Origin of the sequence: Staphylococcus sp. EG-SA-10 (assembly GCF_017151945.1) — a bacterium.
Lineage (GTDB): Bacteria > Bacillota > Bacilli > Staphylococcales > Staphylococcaceae > Staphylococcus > Staphylococcus aureus.
In genome coordinates, this window is record NZ_JACVZJ010000001.1 from 308,967 (window position 1) to 326,491 (window position 17,525).

Annotated in this window: 14 protein-coding genes and 1 pseudogene; 4 read left to right on the plus strand and 11 right to left on the minus strand. The window is 33.9% G+C overall.

Annotation, left to right across the window (positions count from 1 at the left end; genetic code table 11):
* Positions 1-191: 191 nt before the first annotated feature.
* From IDG45_RS01605 to cidR, 4 genes are all read right to left on the minus strand, one after another.
* Positions 192-1,931 carry a pyruvate oxidase gene (locus tag IDG45_RS01605; RefSeq protein WP_042907901.1) on the minus strand — a complete coding sequence of 580 codons (1,740 nt, stop codon included), beginning with the start codon at positions 1,929-1,931 and terminating at the stop codon, positions 192-194.
* Between the two features lie 39 nt (positions 1,932-1,970).
* Complete coding sequence (locus tag IDG45_RS01610; protein WP_001001013.1) at positions 1,971-2,660, minus strand: LrgB family protein; 690 nt, start codon at positions 2,658-2,660, stop codon at positions 1,971-1,973.
* Complete coding sequence (cidA, locus tag IDG45_RS01615) at positions 2,653-3,048, minus strand: holin-like murein hydrolase modulator CidA (protein WP_000549734.1); 396 nt, start codon at positions 3,046-3,048, stop codon at positions 2,653-2,655. The genes IDG45_RS01610 and cidA overlap by 8 nt, the downstream gene beginning before the upstream one ends.
* Positions 3,049-3,260: 212 nt before the next feature.
* Entirely contained in the window at positions 3,261-4,139 is an 879-nt protein-coding gene (gene cidR / locus IDG45_RS01620) for a cidABC operon transcriptional activator CidR (RefSeq protein WP_000351762.1), read from the minus strand.
* Positions 4,140-4,305: 166 nt separating this feature from the next.
* Between cidR and IDG45_RS01625 the strand changes: the two genes are divergently transcribed.
* A complete protein-coding gene (locus tag IDG45_RS01625; protein ID WP_000011686.1) occupies positions 4,306-4,524 on the plus strand; it encodes a sterile alpha motif-like domain-containing protein in 219 nt (72 codons plus the stop codon).
* 390 nt (positions 4,525-4,914) lie between these two features.
* On the plus strand, positions 4,915-5,346 hold the full coding sequence (locus IDG45_RS01630; protein WP_000455861.1) for a CHAP domain-containing protein: 432 nt from the start codon (positions 4,915-4,917) through the stop codon (positions 5,344-5,346).
* A gap of 139 nt (positions 5,347-5,485) precedes the next feature.
* Here the strand turns inward: IDG45_RS01630 and IDG45_RS01635 are convergent, their stop codons facing one another.
* Positions 5,486-6,766 carry a hydroxymethylglutaryl-CoA reductase gene (locus IDG45_RS01635; RefSeq protein WP_111063720.1) on the minus strand — a complete coding sequence of 427 codons (1,281 nt, stop codon included), beginning with the start codon at positions 6,764-6,766 and terminating at the stop codon, positions 5,486-5,488.
* A 254-nt stretch (positions 6,767-7,020) separates the two neighbouring features.
* Between IDG45_RS01635 and IDG45_RS01640 the strand changes: the two genes are divergently transcribed.
* The gene (locus tag IDG45_RS01640; RefSeq protein WP_000151980.1) at positions 7,021-8,187 is read left to right on the plus strand and encodes a hydroxymethylglutaryl-CoA synthase; all 1,167 of its coding nucleotides are present in this window, start codon (positions 7,021-7,023) and stop codon (positions 8,185-8,187) included.
* Positions 8,188-8,415: 228 nt separating this feature from the next.
* Here the strand turns inward: IDG45_RS01640 and sey are convergent, their stop codons facing one another.
* Positions 8,416-9,081, minus strand: a complete 666-nt coding sequence (sey, locus tag IDG45_RS01645; RefSeq protein WP_031927579.1) for a staphylococcal enterotoxin type Y — start codon at positions 9,079-9,081, stop codon at positions 8,416-8,418.
* Between the two features lie 201 nt (positions 9,082-9,282).
* Positions 9,283-9,804, minus strand: a complete 522-nt coding sequence (locus IDG45_RS01650; RefSeq protein WP_000262603.1) for a methylated-DNA--[protein]-cysteine S-methyltransferase — start codon at positions 9,802-9,804, stop codon at positions 9,283-9,285.
* A 362-nt stretch (positions 9,805-10,166) separates the two neighbouring features.
* Between IDG45_RS01650 and clpL the strand changes: the two genes are divergently transcribed.
* Entirely contained in the window at positions 10,167-12,275 is a 2,109-nt protein-coding gene (gene clpL, locus IDG45_RS01655) for an ATP-dependent Clp protease ATP-binding subunit ClpL (RefSeq protein WP_001063328.1), read from the plus strand.
* A 66-nt stretch (positions 12,276-12,341) separates the two neighbouring features.
* Here clpL and IDG45_RS01660 read toward each other — a convergent pair whose 3' ends face one another.
* From IDG45_RS01660 to farE, 4 genes and pseudogenes are all read right to left on the minus strand, one after another.
* Complete coding sequence (locus tag IDG45_RS01660) at positions 12,342-12,512, minus strand: FeoB-associated Cys-rich membrane protein (protein ID WP_000022350.1); 171 nt, start codon at positions 12,510-12,512, stop codon at positions 12,342-12,344.
* A 12-nt stretch (positions 12,513-12,524) separates the two neighbouring features.
* Positions 12,525-14,519, minus strand: a pseudogene (feoB, locus tag IDG45_RS01665) (ferrous iron transport protein B).
* 11 nt (positions 14,520-14,530) lie between these two features.
* Positions 14,531-14,758, minus strand: a complete 228-nt coding sequence (locus tag IDG45_RS01670) for a FeoA family protein (protein ID WP_000932073.1) — start codon at positions 14,756-14,758, stop codon at positions 14,531-14,533.
* Between the two features lie 215 nt (positions 14,759-14,973).
* Positions 14,974-17,463, minus strand: a complete 2,490-nt coding sequence (farE, locus tag IDG45_RS01675; RefSeq protein WP_042907898.1) for a fatty acid efflux MMPL transporter FarE — start codon at positions 17,461-17,463, stop codon at positions 14,974-14,976.
* Positions 17,464-17,525 lie beyond the last annotated feature (62 nt).

The window sequence follows — 17,525 nt, forward strand, 5'->3', positions numbered from 1 at the left end:
ACACGCAAGTGATATGTAATTCATAGCTATTATACATATTTGTAAAAGCGTTTTCAACAACTTTTTCACAATTTTATCATCAATTCAGTACAATCATTTGTGATAAATAAACAAAACGGCAATTCCCATTTTGTTGAAATAGAAATTACCGTTTTTATAGTTCAATTCAATTGTGATAACCTTTCAATCAGTTATAAGAAACGTTTTGCTGCAACTGAAATAGGTGGAATTTGATCTAAATCTAAATGTTTATCTTCAGTAATAGATCTAAATGCCCATTTACCATAACCAAGCGCTTCTTCATTTACAATTTTACCTGGTAATGGCGCAGCATTAGGATCAACATAAACATCTACAATTGTTGGTACATCTTGTGCTAGTGCCTCTTCTACAATAGCATCTACTTCGCTAGCACTTTTAATTGTATAACCTTTACCACCTGCTGCTTCAGCAAATTTGGCATGATCCATATCAGAGAAATCAACCGCATATTCTAATTCACCAGCAGCTTGTTGTTCATATTTAATAAACGCTAATTGCTTATTATTTAGAACAAACACTGTTAAAGGTAAATCATATTGTACAGCTGTTGCAAAGTCCTGCATCACCATTTGGAATGCACCGTCACCAGCAATTGCGATGGCTTGTCTATTTGGATATGCAATTTTTGATGCCATTGCACCTGGAAGACCGCAACCCATTGTACCTAACCAACTTGAAATGATGAACTTGTTATTTACACCAAGGTTTAAGTAACGAGTTGACCAAACTGTTGCTGTACCTACATCTGCTGAAATCACTGCATCATCTTTAATAAATTTATTGATTGATGTCATTAATCGTTCTGGACGTAATGGTTTACTATTATTATTTTTATCTTGTTCCATCCATTTATCCCAAACCGCTTTACGTTCTAACGTTTTGATTAAGAATGGTCTTTCAGCAACATGTTTAATATTTTCAGTTAACTGATGCAACGCAATTTTACTATCTCCAACAATTCCCACATTAATATTGAAACGATGTCCGATATTTTTAGGATTTGTGTCAATTTGAATGGCTTTAATATTTTTCTTAGGTAAGTAATCCACATATGGATAGTTTGTACCAACCATAATTAATAAATCCGCTTCCTGCATTGTTTGATAAGATGTTTTGGTACCGATTTTACCTAAGTTACCGATACTATATGGATGATCATCCGGTAAGATTGTTTTAGCTGGTAATGAATGAATGACAGGAATTTTAGCCATTTCAATAAATTCACGTAGCTCATCTTTCGCATGTTTCGCACCTACACCAATTAACATGACAGGCTTTTTACTTTTATTAATTAGTTTAACCGCTTTTTTGATGTCTTTATATTTTGGTGATACAACTGTTGGTCTTGATGTATCTACTGGTTTATTCGTTGTATCTTTAATTTTTTCAGTTAATAAGTCGTTAGGACAAATAACAACAGCGACACCTTTTTGTTCATATGCCGTACGAATTGCTTCGTTAACGATTTCAAACACATTGTCACCTTTTTCAATTTGGTGATTATAAACGGCTACATCTTCACATAATTTTTGTAAATTTGTTTCTTGGAATGCTTTCGTTCCAAGTGCTGTACTATTCGTTTGTCCAGATAATATTAATTGCGGTACATTATCCATTTTGGCATCGTACATACCATTTAATAAATGAATTAAACCAGGGCCACCGATACTTAATGCCACACCGATTTTACCAGTTAATTTTGTGTAACCAGCAGCCGCTAAGCTTGCTACTTCTTCATGACGTACATGATAAAATTTAAATTGATCTCTCACTGTACGTAAACTATCGACAACTGCATCGATTGAGTCTCCTGGAATACCATACAAGTGATCTATATCCCATGCTTGTAATGCTTTAACTAATGCTTCATTTGCTTTTATTTTTGCCATTATTACTAATAGCCTCCCTTTCTTAGTGTCTTTTTCTAATTAGTAAAATAGTAAGATTAGAACAGGTATTAACACTGAACTAATAACTGCAGTTAAAATCATCCCAATTGAACTAAATGCACCGGATTCAATATCCATTTCTAGTGCTTTAGCTGTGCCAAATGCATGTGACGCATTCCCATACGTTAAACCTTTGGCGATAGAAGATTCAAATCTTCCAAATCTTAATAACATCGAACCTAAAATACTACCGATTAAACCCGTTGTGATAATAAAAAGTACGGTCATCGTATCTGTACCACCTAGTTCATGTGACACTTCGATACCTACTGCGGCTGTTATAGATCGGGGCAATAACGTTACAATGACGTCTTTAGAATAGCCAAATGCTTTAAGTGTTAAGAACACTAACATGAAATTCAGCATGACGCCAGTTAATACACTTGCAAAAATGATAGAGACATTGTCTTTAATTTTCTCTCTATTTTTATAAAGTGGGTACGCTAAACATACGACCGTTGCGTTTAAAATATGGTTGATCCAACTGCCACCTTTCATATACCCGTTATAACTAATTCCAAAGATAAGTAAGACAAAAATAATTCCTAAAGATGCAATTAATGCTGGATTCAAAAATGGGTTCGGATATTTTTGTTGTAACCTTTTAGCGAAATAAAATAAAACGACAGTCAACAAAATCATTAATAAGGCTTGCACGTAATCATTCATAAGCGTCTACACCTTTACGATGTTTATGTTTAACAGACATTTTTTCAGCAATATAACCTGATGATAATGCAACGATACATGTTCCTATGATAATGACTGCGAAAAAGAGTATATAATTTAGTGTAATTTCGGAAGCAACATCCATAATACCTACAACTGACGGTATGAAGAAAAAGACCATCGTCTTTAATAAAAAGTTTGCACCGTCTTCTACCCAAGTTAGCGGTACAATCTTAAATTGTAATAGTAAATAAAATAAAAATAGACCAACAATACTGCCGGCTAAGGGAAGATGAAAAATCTTTTGAATTTCTGTGCCAATATAAGTAATCACAATGATGATTCCTAGTTGTAGTAGTAGTTTGATTATTAATTGGACTTTGTGCATGGCGCCATCCCTTTCTAAATATGTCTAAATTGTTACAATAACTATTATAAAGATGGCGTACACAATATAAAAATACTCTTTTTTTATAGTTTGTATTACTATTTTCTATGGAAACGCTCTCTAAATTTCACTTCATTTTCACAAAAAAACACTCATTATTTCAATGACCCACGTAATGATGCGCCTTAAATAATGAGTGCTGTATTAATATGTTAGCCTAAACGATTTTTCAAAAATTCTATCCATTTCGTTGTGGCATGACTTAATTGTTTATCCTTCTTCCAAACAACACCTAATTCCCAATGTACATGCGCATCTTCAATGCGTAGTAGCTTCACATCTCCATTTAGTTGCTCTGAAATTGATGTTGGTAAAATACTAATACCTAATTCATTCGTAACTAAATCTTCTATAACATGCCATTGTGAAATTTGCGCTACAGTATTCGGAACAAAGCCAACGTTTTTAGCATTTTCAATAATTTTATCATTCAAGTAAAAGTCTTTATTAAATAAAATGAAGTCTTCACCTGCTAAATCTTCGAGTTTAACGGTTTCATATTTTGCGAGTCGATGTTCTCTGCTCACGATAAGTCGCAAATCTTCCTTATCTAGGGTAGTATAATCGAAAATATGGTGATCGACTGGCAAAGTGGTCACGCCTATATCTACTTCATCATTGATAATTTGCTGCTCAATCGTTTTTCCGCCATTTTCTATTAAATTATATGTAACATTTGGATATTGTTGATGGAATGCACCAAGAATATTGATAAGAATCTTCATATTCATGACTGCCGACATGCCCATGTTTATATGCCCTGTTTCCAGTCCATTCAAGCGTTCCATTTCAGATGGTAAATAATCATACAGTGCAACAATTTCTTTACTTTTCTCATAAAAAATTTGACCTGCATCGGTAAGTATTAAATGTCTTTTACTTCTATCAAATAAGGGCGTGCCCATTTCATTTTCAATATCTTTAATTGCTTTACTAATTGTAGGTTGTGCAATATATAATGATTTGGAAGCATTAGTCATGCCTCCTTGCTTTACGACTTCAATAAAATATTTCATATGTTTGATATCCACTAACATCATCCTAACTATTTCAACACGTTTATTTCATTATACACAACTTCTTAAACATTCAATAAATTTAGATTTATAAAATTGCTTTATAAAAAGTTTCATGTAAAATACACATTCTTTTATGTTATTATAATAATGGCTCAAGTATATTAATCGAGGTGAGGTATTGAGCTTTTACGAATTTATGCAAAATTTTCTTGGTGATGACACACCATTAGGTGAATTGGTTGATTGGATTAATCAAGATAGCAATTTCCCTAGAGAAGTGAAGAGCCATAGTGAAATATTGTCATATTTTCGAACAAATCCATGTCCTGAAAGCATCTCAGTACCTGTAATTAAACGGGCACTATCAGTTTTCAACCAATTCACAAATGTACAATGATACATGAATACATGGAGTCACATCATCTCATGTTAGCGCTCTGATTGCAGGGCGCTATTTTTAATGCTATTGCTTCATTTATTATGTTGTGATTGCTATTTTCTTTCCGTTATAGAACCAGGTATCTTTTCTTTTAAATCATTTTATATTTTCCCACTAATATCCGCTGTTAATCAATCCTGACATCTTTGTATCACTATGACAATTAATTGTTAGATACATGAATTTCTACATTTTATGAAAAAAATCCATTTTTATTACAATTTAACACTTTATATGACAGCTTCATTACAGTTACTTTTATTGTTGATTGCTTGCATTGTTTTCTAAAAAAATTTTGTTATCATAAATAACGTTGAATAAAGAAAAAAATTAACTTGGGAGATAAAAATGGAATATAAAAAGATACTAATTCGTTTATTAATTGCTTTTGCAGTACTTTTCTCAGCAGATTTCACTTATCAATCCGTCGAACAAACGCATCAATCGCATGCCGCAGTTAATTATTATAGTAAAAACCAATGTACATGGTGGGCATTTAAACGTCGCGCACAAGTCGGCAAACCTGTTTCTAATAGATGGGGCAATGCTAAAAATTGGTATTACAATGCACGTAAATCAAAATATGCGACTGGTCGTACACCAAGAAAATTTGCTGTCATGCAATCAACTGCAGGATATTATGGACATGTCGCAGTTGTTGAACAAGTATATAAAAACGGTAGTATTAAAGTTTCAGAATACAACTTTTATCGCCCATTAAAATACAATACACGTGTACTAAGCAAAAAGGCAGCACGTAACTTTAACTATATTTACTAATCAAAAAACTTCTATCACGAACGCTTCAAATTCCTGTATGCGTGTGATAGAAGTTTTTTATTTTTTGTTCATATTAATTTATTTAAGTGCTACGATGGACTGACTTAAACTTTTCTTTAAAATCGCTATTCGCATTTGATTATTGTTGGCTTCTTAAATCTTGTAAAATGCGTTCAGCTACTTGTGTATTCGCACGGGGTTCTTGCTTCAATGCTTCAGCTACTTGCGCAATTTCATCACCTTTTGCACCTACAACAATAGCTAAAGATTTATATTGCAAGCTCATATGGCCTTGCTGGATACCTTCGGAAACGAGCGCGCGACATGCTGCAAAGTTTTGTGCTAAACCAACGGCAGCAACTACATGACCTAATTCTTGTGCTGAATCTACATTTAGCAATTCTAATGAAGCTTTAGCAATTGGTAATACTTTTGTACCACCGCCAACGATTGCCAATGTCATAGGCACTTCTATTGTACCAATTAAACGTTGACGTTTTTGATCGTATCTCCATGTTGCAATACCACGATATTGTCCATCTCTACTTGCGTATGCATGCGCACTTGCTTCTGCACCACGCGTATCATTTCCTGTTGCTAAAACAACGGCATGTATGCCATTCATAACACCTTTATTATGTGTTGCAGCACGATGAATATCAACTTGTGCCAATACAGAAGCACGTTCCATTCGTTTGGCAACCTCTTCTCCAGTTCTCTCGCCCCTTGCTAAATCTTTAACATCAATTTCGCCTTGAACTTTAACAACGGACGCTGTTGCATGATTGGATAAAATACTCATTAAAATGTCGCTTTGCGGAAATTCATTTTTTAAAAATGCAGTTATGGCCTCTAAAATCGTATTAAGCATATTAGCGCCCATAGCATCTTTCGTATCAACAAATACTTTTAAAGATAGTAACTGTTGCTCAGGAAATGCATCAATAGCTATACGTTGGTAACCACCACCACGCGCTTTAATAGAAGGATATGCCTCATCCGCAATTTTATGAATTTGCTTTTCTAAAGCTTTAATGTCTGCTGATAATTTTTCAGTATCGTCAACGCCATCAAAGACGATTTGACCTATCATAATACGTTCAGAAGATACCGTTTTAAATCCGCCAGTCTGATTCACTAGCTTTGCACCATAACTAGCTGCAGCGACAACTGAAGGCTCTTCCACCATCATAGGTACAACATATGCCTTATCGTCCACAATGATATTCGGTAATAATCCAACGGGTAATGCACCTTGCGCGATGACATTTTCAATTAAACTATTTGCTACTTCCTCATCAATTAATGGATGATTCAATAAAATGTTGAATTGCTCTTCTGATAACCATTGCTTATCTACCAATTGTTGTAACTTTTGTTGACGAGATAAATGTCGGAAATTCTTATCTAAACTTTGCATGGACATACTCCTTTTACTTCACATAATTTTTTAACATTTCAATCACTACTATTTTTACCATAAAATAACGTTATTCGTCTTAAAATTCAATTGAATAATTGTTGTTTTAACTATAAAATAAAGCAAGGTAAATTAAAACGCTTACAAGAAACGTCAAATCATTTTTAAATTTAGTGTATTTCTTTGTATAAGATTAGCATATTCTGATATGATACAAGTGTTGCTTTTATAAATTTGAAAGGATGTAAAACCTTATGACAATAGGTATCGACAAAATAAACTTTTACGTTCCAAAGTACTATGTAGACATGGCTAAATTAGCAGAAGCACGCCAAGTAGACCCAAACAAATTTTTAATTGGAATTGGTCAAACTGAAATGGCTGTTAGTCCTGTAAATCAAGACATCGTTTCAATGGGCGCTAACGCTGCTAAGGACATTATAACAGACGAAGATAAAAAGAAAATTGGTATGGTAATTGTGGCAACTGAATCAGCAGTTGATGCTGCTAAAGCAGCCGCTGTTCAAATTCACAACTTATTAGGTATTCAACCTTTTGCACGTTGCTTTGAAATGAAAGAAGCTTGTTATGCTGCAACACCAGCAATTCAATTAGCTAAAGATTATTTAGCAACTAGACCGAATGAAAAAGTATTAGTTATTGCTACAGATACAGCACGTTATGGATTGAATTCAGGCGGCGAGCCAACACAAGGTGCTGGCGCAGTTGCGATGGTTATTGCACATAATCCAAGCATTTTGGCATTAAATGAAGATGCTGTTGCTTACACTGAAGACGTTTATGATTTCTGGCGTCCAACTGGACATAAATATCCATTAGTTGATGGTGCATTATCTAAAGATGCTTATATCCGCTCATTCCAACAAAGCTGGAATGAATACGCAAAACGTCAAGGTAAGTCGCTAGCTGACTTCGCATCACTATGCTTCCATGTTCCATTTACAAAAATGGGTAAAAAGGCATTAGAGTCAATCATTGATAACGCTGATGAAACAACTCAAGAGCGTTTACGTTCAGGATATGAAGATGCTGTAGATTATAACCGTTATGTCGGTAATATTTATACTGGATCATTATATTTAAGCCTAATATCATTACTTGAAAATCGTGATTTACAAGCTGGTGAAACAATCGGTTTATTCAGTTATGGCTCAGGTTCAGTTGGTGAATTTTATAGTGCGACATTAGTTGAAGGCTACAAAGATCATTTAGATCAGGCTGCGCACAAAGCATTATTAAATAACCGTACTGAAGTATCTGTTGATGCATATGAAACATTCTTCAAACGTTTTGATGACGTTGACTTTGACGAAGAACAAGATGCTGTTCATGAAGATCGTCATATTTTCTACTTATCAAATATTGAAAATAACGTTCGCGAATATCACAGACCAGAGTAATCTGTGTATTTGAAAGACATTTAAATACAACCTAAAAACAGCAGTAAGACAGCTTCTCATCGAAATCGTCTTACTGCTGTTTTCTATTTATAATGCTTCGTCTTGAATGAATTCATTATGCCTATTTGACATATTATTGAAGTTTTCCTAAGAACTTAATGTCCTAAGCTATTCTATTTTAAATTGTCAAAGTCAAAGTACCCTAGACGCATTTTATGTTGGAACGACCTATTTCATATAAATATCTATATGACTAATATTATCAAAATCAAACGTTTTTTCTTGTGAGTCGCTCAATATGTCGCCTAAATCTATTTTATGTCTTGCTCCATTTTTCATTTCTACAATTAGTTCCCCTGAATTGTAATTACTATATAGGTGTTCTTTTTCTAATAAATATTTTCTAATTCTAAAATCTGTTTCTTTTAGAGAAATCTGTTTATTCTTAACTTCTAATAAACTGTCTGGATTGACTTTAGTTTGATGACCGTTAACAAACAAGTTCATTCTATAAGATAAGTTAGTTACTTTTGATATAGGATCATACTTAACTACTGTGCCACGATATACTTTAGATTGTTGGTTTTCATATAATGTTCCCCATATATTAACTTTGTCTTGATTTTTAAACTGTTTCAAATAATCAGTGTTGTAGAGCACTGTCCGTACATTGTAGGTGTCAACTTTCGCGTCTATATAATTTTCCCCAACTCCTGTTACTTCTTTATTCGTATAAACTTCAAATTTTTGTGCATAATGCTCTTTTAAACTGTCATTACTATTTTCTGTAATCAATCCAGTTGTTTTTGCTTTTACTTCTGCTATTCCAATAGATCCCGTTACTGCAATCAAAAATGCCAAAGTTGTCAATAAAAAACATAGTTTCGCTTTCATTTTCAGATCATCCTTTTCTCATTTAAGATTAAATGCATCAAATGCTTTGCGCGCAATTTAATGTTATTACCGAATGATCTATATATCAATATTTCTAGATGTTAATTTTCTAAAATTATCATTAATTTAGTTTGATTAGTTTTTAAAATAATTTAACGTATTTAACAATGCATAGATTTATTTTTCTAACATATTTATACGTTACGGCTTCGTGCTATGTTTTGGTACATAAAGCTTTGACATATCGATATTCTCCAACTCTAACAGCTTAATTTTATTATTAATCGTTCCACCGAATCCTGTTAAGCTACCCGTTTTACCGACAACACGATGACATGGCACGATAATAGATAATGGATTACTTCCGACTGCACCTCCAACCGCTTGGGCTGACATTTTTGGCTTATCAAGTACCTTGCCTACTTTTTTGGCAATAGCACCATACGTTGTTAACGTCCCATAAGGAATCCGTCTTAATTCATTCCAAACACACTGTTGAAAATGACTACCTGTTGGCTTTAAAGGTATTGTGATTTCAGGATTGTCCCCTTTAAAATACGCGTCTAACCACTGTGTCGCCTCTTTAAATATCGCTAAAGACGTATTTTCTTCCCTAGTACTATCATCTTGTTGATTTTCAAACAAAACAGCGGTCAGACTTACCCCATCACTCACAAGTTCCAATCGTCCTACAGGCGAATCATAGTAACTCTTATATACCATAAACACACACTCCTTTTGCATCATCATACTATTCATTTAACTTTATGAAAATGATTAACACTTTATGCTTTATCAAGATCAACTATTCACTTCCAAATCAAAATTCACATAGACTACCAACACAATATACCATTTCTTAATTAACTATGTATCAACACATACATTTCTTAACCATTGATTAATATTTACTTTTAAATTCTTACTTACTTCAAAAATTACACAAAAAGTTCATAAAGTGCCTACAATGCGCCGTTTTTAAAACTACAATGGTGGAAAAATAGAATTGCCATTGTTTATAGTTTGCATATAGTTTCAATGTATTTTCTTTTACTTATTAGTTTAAAATTTTAGAGGTGATGTTTATGAATAACAATTTTTTCAATAGTGACTTCGATTCTATTTTACGAAGAATGATGCAAGACATGCAAAACTCAAATCAGACTAGTAACAAGAAATACTATATTAATGGTAAAGAAGTTTCACCGGAAGAATTAGCACAATTTACGCAACAAGGTGGTAATCATTCTGCCGAACAAAGTGCGCAAGCTTTTCAACAAGCAGCACTAAGACAACAAGGTCAACAAAGTGGCAATGGCAATTATCTAGAACAAATTGGTCGTAACTTAACGCAAGAGGCTCGTGACGGATTATTAGATCCAGTCATCGGTCGTGATAAAGAAATCCAAGAAACTGCAGAAGTCTTAAGTAGACGCACTAAAAACAATCCTATCCTAGTCGGAGAAGCTGGAGTTGGTAAAACTGCGATTGTCGAAGGTTTAGCGCAAGCAATCGTTGAAGGGAACGTACCTGCAGCAATCAAAGATAAAGAAATTATATCTATAGATATTTCATCGCTTGAAGCTGGAACGCAATATCGTGGCGCCTTTGAAGAAAACATCCAAAAGTTAGTTGAAGGCGTTAAATCATCACAAAATGCTGTGCTCTTCTTTGACGAAATTCACCAAATCATCGGTTCCGGCGCAACAGGAAGTGATTCCGGTAGTAAAGGGTTATCTGATATTTTAAAACCAGCATTAAGTCGTGGTGAAATTTCAATTATAGGTGCAACGACTCAAGATGAATATCGCAATAATATTCTTAAAGATGCTGCATTAACGCGCAGATTTAATGAAGTGCTTGTTAGTGAACCAAGCGCTAAAGATACTGTTGAAATTTTAAAAGGTATTCGCGAAAAATTTGAAACACACCATCAAGTCAAATTACCTGATGACGTATTAAAGGCATGTGTAGACTTATCCATTCAATATATTCCACAACGCTTATTGCCTGACAAAGCAATCGATGTATTAGATATTACAGCTGCACATTTATCTGCACAAAGCCCTGCTATTGATAAAGTCGCGACTGAAAAACGTATTTCTGAATTGGAACATGATAAGCGTAAAGCTGTAAGTGCTGAAGAATATAAAAAAGCAGATGACATTCAAAATGTAATTAAATCTCTACAAGATAAATTAGAAAACAGTAATGGTGAACATACTGCAGTAGCAACGGTGCACGATATTTCTGATACCATTCAACGATTAACTGGTATTCCTGTATCTCAAATGGATGCCAATGACATTGAACGTTTAAAAAATATTTCTAGTCGTTTAAGAAGTAAAATCATCGGTCAAGATAAAGCTGTAGAAATGGTTTCTCGTGCCATTCGTCGTAATCGAGCTGGTTTTGATGATGGCAATCGTCCAATTGGTAGCTTCCTATTTGTCGGTCCTACTGGTGTTGGTAAAACAGAGCTTGCCAAACAGTTAGCCATTGATTTATTTGGTAATAAAGAGGCACTGATTCGACTTGATATGAGTGAATATAGTGATACTACTGCTGTTTCTAAAATGATTGGTACAACTGCTGGTTATGTCGGTTATGACGATAATTCAAATACATTAACTGAAAAAGTACGACGCAATCCATATTCAGTCATTCTATTTGATGAAATTGAAAAGGCTAATCCACAAATATTAACATTATTACTACAAGTGATGGATGATGGTAATTTAACAGATGGTCAAGGTAACGTCATCAACTTTAAAAACACAATCATTATTTGTACGTCAAACGCTGGTTTTGGTAACGGTACAGACCAAGAATACGATGACATTATGCAAGAAATGAAAAAATTCTTCCGCCCTGAATTTCTTAACCGCTTCAATGGTATTGTGGAATTCTTACACCTAGATAAAGAGTCACTACAAGAAATCATTAATTTATTGTTGGATGATGTCCAAGTAACATTAGATAAAAAAGGTATTACGATGAATGTCTCTCAAGATGCAAAAGATTGGTTAATTGAAGAAGGTTATGATGAAGACTTAGGCGCACGCCCATTAAGACGTATTGTTGAACAACAAGTGCGTGACAAAATAACAGATTATTATTTAGATCATACAGACGTTAAACATGTGGATTTAGATATCGAAGACAACGAATTAGTCGTCAAAGGTAAATCATGATACTTTAACATATAGCGTATCAAAAAATGAGCATCAGGACGCCCTCTCCTGTGCTCATTTTTAAAATTATTTCCCAGGAAAATGATTCGCTGTGTGTTGTTCTGTTCCACAACAATCACGATCAATGTCACATGTACCACATTTTCCTTGTTTCGAACGTTTGAAAAATTTAACTAACGTATACAAGGCATATCCGAAAATTGCTAAAAAAATTAAAATGTTAATAATGATTGACACTTTAACCACTCCTTAAACAAATAAATGTCCGACTTGATAAAAAATGAATGTTAAGACATATGCAGTGACTAGAGGATAGGCAACTGCAAGTGCCGTCCATTTCCATGAATAAGTCTCTTTACGGATTGCTGCCACTGTAGAAACACAAGGAATATACAATAGTATAAATATCATAAATGCATACGCAGATAGCGGTGTGAATTGATTTTGAATCACATTAACAAGGCCTGCATCACCTGATGAATAGATAATCGCCATCGAACTTACGATAACTTCTTTTGCTAAAAATCCTGGCACTAACGTAGCACCTGCTTGCCATGTTCCAAATCCGAGCGGTTGCACTAACATACCAAAGAAGCTACCAACCATATGTAAAAAACTTTGATTGATATTCACATTGATACCATGTGGCCCTACATAACTTAATAGCCAAATGACTACTGAGCCGCCAAAAATAAATGTACCTGCTTTACGAACAAAGCCCTTAGCCTTTTCCCAAGTACTACGCCACAACGTTTTAATGGAAGGCACACGGTATGTTGGCAATTCCACAATAAAGATTGCATTATCATTTTTTAAAACCGTCTTAGTAAGTACTGTACTGACTAAAAATGCCATAATAATACCTAAAACATACAAGCTTAATACTACTAAAGATTGATTCTCTTTGAAAAAGATACCTACGAACAACGCATACACTGGCAGTCTAGCAGAGCATGACATGAATGGTGCAATTAATATCGTTGTTAAACGCTCTTTTTCATTTTCAATACTGCGCGCAGCCATAATACTCGGTACGTTACAACCAAATCCGATAATCATCGGTATAAAAGACTTCCCGCTTAAACCGAACGATTCCATAATACGATCCATTAAAACCGCAATACGTGCCATATAACCTGAATCTTCTAATAAAGATATAAAGAAAAAGAGCACAACAATTTGTGGTACAAAGACTAATACTGATCCTACACCAGCAATAATGCCATCTGTAATTAAATCTTGTAAAAATGGTATAACGCCAAGATAATTCATAATCGTCTTCACACTATCTGTAAATGTACCACCTATAAATGCATCGAGTTGATCCGACAAAGGTGTGCCAATCCATGTAAATGTAGTTTGAAAGATCAACCACATAATCGCTAGAAAAATAGGCATCCCTATATATTTATGTGTTAATATCTTGTCTATTCTAGAGCTGAAATATTGCTTATCTTCATCTGGATACGTTACCACGTCTTGCAATAATGTCTCAATATAATGATTGCGTATACGCTCCATCTCTCGACGAACAGATACAGCCCCTACTTGTTCAGCAACTTGATAACGTAAACTCGACAATTTATTTACAACCTCTGAATTAAGTTCGTTTGCAATTTGCATGTTATTTAATAAGAATTGAATCGCAATAAACCTAGCTTGATACTTATCATGAGATGTCTCTGTCATTATTATTTAACACATATTTTTAATTGTCTCTTCAATCTTCTCACCATAATTGATTTTAAAATGCGGTCGATACCCTTCCCCTAGATGCTTTATTTCGCCAAGTAAATGTTTAGTTCCTTTGCCTGTACGTGCCACAACTGGAAAAATAGGTGTTTTTAACTTTTTCATCAATTTATGATAATCGATTTTTATCCCGCGCTTTGTAGCTACATCGATCATATTTAATCCGATGTATATTGGTTGATTAAGTTCTAACAATTGTACTGTTAATTGCATATTTCTTTTTAGTTGACTCGAATCAACAATGTTAATGATTCCTGAAAATGAATCGTTTAATAAATAGTCTGTCACTACAGTTTCATCTTTAGAAATCGGCGATAAATCATATGTACCTGGTAAATCAATTAATTGTCCTACATTTTCTTTTAGCTTCCCTACTTTTTTCTCTACCGTTACGCCACTCCAGTTGCCTATGTATTCATACGAACCAGTTAAAGCGTTAAACAAAGATGTTTTACCAACATTAGGATTTCCTAAAATACAATAATTTTCCATTCGTCCGACTCCTATTCTTCTAATGCAATAGAACAAGCATCGCAATGTCTAATACTTAACTGTTGTCCGTTTACTTCAATAATGCATGGCCCTTTAAATAAACATTTTTGTTTAATCGTTATGATAGCGTCATCTGTTAACCCAAAGGCACTTAGACGATACAACATATTCTCATTAGCAATATCCATTCGCTTTATTTTATAAGCCTTATTCATTTCACCATTTTTAATGTTTAACATACTATTTCGCTCTCCTATTAGAAATAATAATCATTATCACTTAAAAATCATAACCCTTAAAATTGTAGCTCGCAATACTTTATTTAAATAAATTTCATTTTTCATGTAAAATTTGTGACATTGCAAAAATATTTTGTATAATCGCTTCCATGCAAAAAACCTCCGCTTCAAATGTCATTGATAGACATTTAAAGCGGAGGCATGTACATGTTATTTTATGATTTATTTCTTAAGTTTTTTTCTAACAATTGATTGAGTTTTTCAATATTTTTATTCAACTGTTCTATATTCGTTGCTTGTTGTTTTGAATTTAGTTGATGCTTGTTTTGATAATCCATTAAAGCATCATATAAGAACAATGGATTCGTCGTTTGCTGTTTCACTTCTTGGTACAATGCCATCGTTTTATCATCTAGTACTATTGAACGTGCATCATCTTGCCCATGTACATCTTGATGTTTCGATACATTTGTTGCACCTTGTGGATATACTTTAAAGGTTGTGTCGTATGTTTCCTTACTATCTTTAGCTTCAGATTCCTGTGATTCAACCGTTTTATATTTTTCAAGTGCATGTCCTTCAATATCAACTCGTGGAATAATACGATTCAACCATGCTGGTAAATACCACGAACCTTTTCCAAACAATTTAGTTAATGCAGGAATTAACATCATTCTGACTACGAAGGCATCAAAGAGTACACCAAACGCTAATGCCATACCCATTGATTTAATCATGACATCTTCTTGGAATACAAACGCAAAGAAGACACTAAACATGATTAATGCAGCTGCTACAATAACAGGACCACTTTCTTTCAATCCTACTTTGATAGAATAATCATTATCCCCTGTTTTACTATATTCTTCATGAATTCGCGACATAAGGAAGACTTCGTAATCCATTGCTAAGCCGAATAGTATACCAATTGTAATAACCGGCAAGAAGGCTAGCATTGGTCCTGTCGTTTCTATGCCGAATAATCCTTTCATAAAGCCATCTTGCATTACAAAGGTTGTAAAACCTAGTGTTGCCATTAATGACAAGACGAATCCTAAAACTGCTTTTAACGGTATTAGAATTGAACGAAAGACAATCATTAATAAGAAAAATGCCAATACAACAATTACTGTTGCAAATAAAGGTATCGCCTCATTTAACTTTTTAGACATATCAATATTAATGACACTTTGTCCTGAAATCTCCGTTTTGAACCCATATTTATCTTGTGCATCTTTATGATAATCTCGTAAATCATGCACTAAATCGTTTGTACTCTCTGCATTAGGCCCTTGCTTAGGTATCACGACCATCAAAGCGTAATCATTATCTTTACTCATTTGTGGCGGCGTAACAATATCTACATTTTTCTTATCTTTAATATCTTTATACACAGATTGTAAATCTTGTTGTAATCCTTGTGGATCATCTTTTTTATCTTTAACGTTAATCAGCATCGGTATTTGGCCATTAAATCCTTCACCGAACTTATCTGAAATAATATCGTATGCCTTTTTCTGAGTAGAATCTGCTGGCTTTACGCCATCATCCGGAATGCCTAGACGCATATGACTAACTGGAATAGCCGCTGCAACTAATATAATTAAACCTAATAATACTGCTGCAAGTGCATTACCAGTAATAAATTTAGACCACGGCGTATCAATATCTTTTTTAAAATTAGACTGCAATTTGTTCACTTTAATGCGTTTATGGAAAATGCTAATTAACGCAGGTAATAAAGTCAGTGCACTGAATACAGCAAATATAACACTAATTGCCGAAGCAAACCCCATCACTGCTAAGAAATCTATGCCAACTAGCGATAAACCACATACGGCAATCACAACTGTCACACCAGCGAAGATGACTGCGCTACCTGCTGTTCCCACTGCAAGTCCGATACCTTTAGCATAGTCTGTTTCAGTTTTCATTACTTGTCGATATCTAAACAAAATAAATAATGCATAATCGATACCAACAGCGAGCCCAATCATTACCGCTAAAGTTAATGTAACATTAGGTATATCAAAGACATAGGTCAATAGGCTAATAATACCAACTCCAGATGCTAAACCAATCAATGCACTTATAATTGGTAATCCTGCAGCAATGACTGAACCAAATGTAATCAATAACACTACAAATGCAACAATGATACCAACTAGTTCAGAATTACCGCCTACTTCTGTAGAGGTCATACCTGTTCCTGTTAATTCAGTCTGTACATTATGATTGTCACGCAAATCTTTTAAATGACTTTTAATATTATCTCTAGAATCATCTTTCAAAGATGTTTGACTCACGTTATATGTGATATCTGCAAATGCCGTTGTTTTGTCTTTACTAATTTGCTTATTTTCATATGGATCTGATATTTTATCGATGTGTTTGTCATCTTTTTTAATATCGTCTAACGTTTTCTTAATATCTTTAGTGATACTCGGTTGTACAATTCCATCATCTTTAGTCGTCTTAAAGACCACACGAATTTGTGCCTTTTCACTATCTTGATTAAAATACTTTTCAATCTTTTCATTCGTGTCTAATGACTTTAATCCAGTCATTTTAATATCATTGTCAAATTTCGGTGCATTTGTAGCAATTGGTATAAATATTGCAGCTACAATAATTACCCATGCGATTAATGTGGACCACTTATGCTTTGCGATAAATGTACCCATCTTGTATAAAAATTTCGCCAAATATATTGCCTCCCTTTAAAATCAACGTTATAGTTTAACTATACAGTGTAGATTATTGTTCG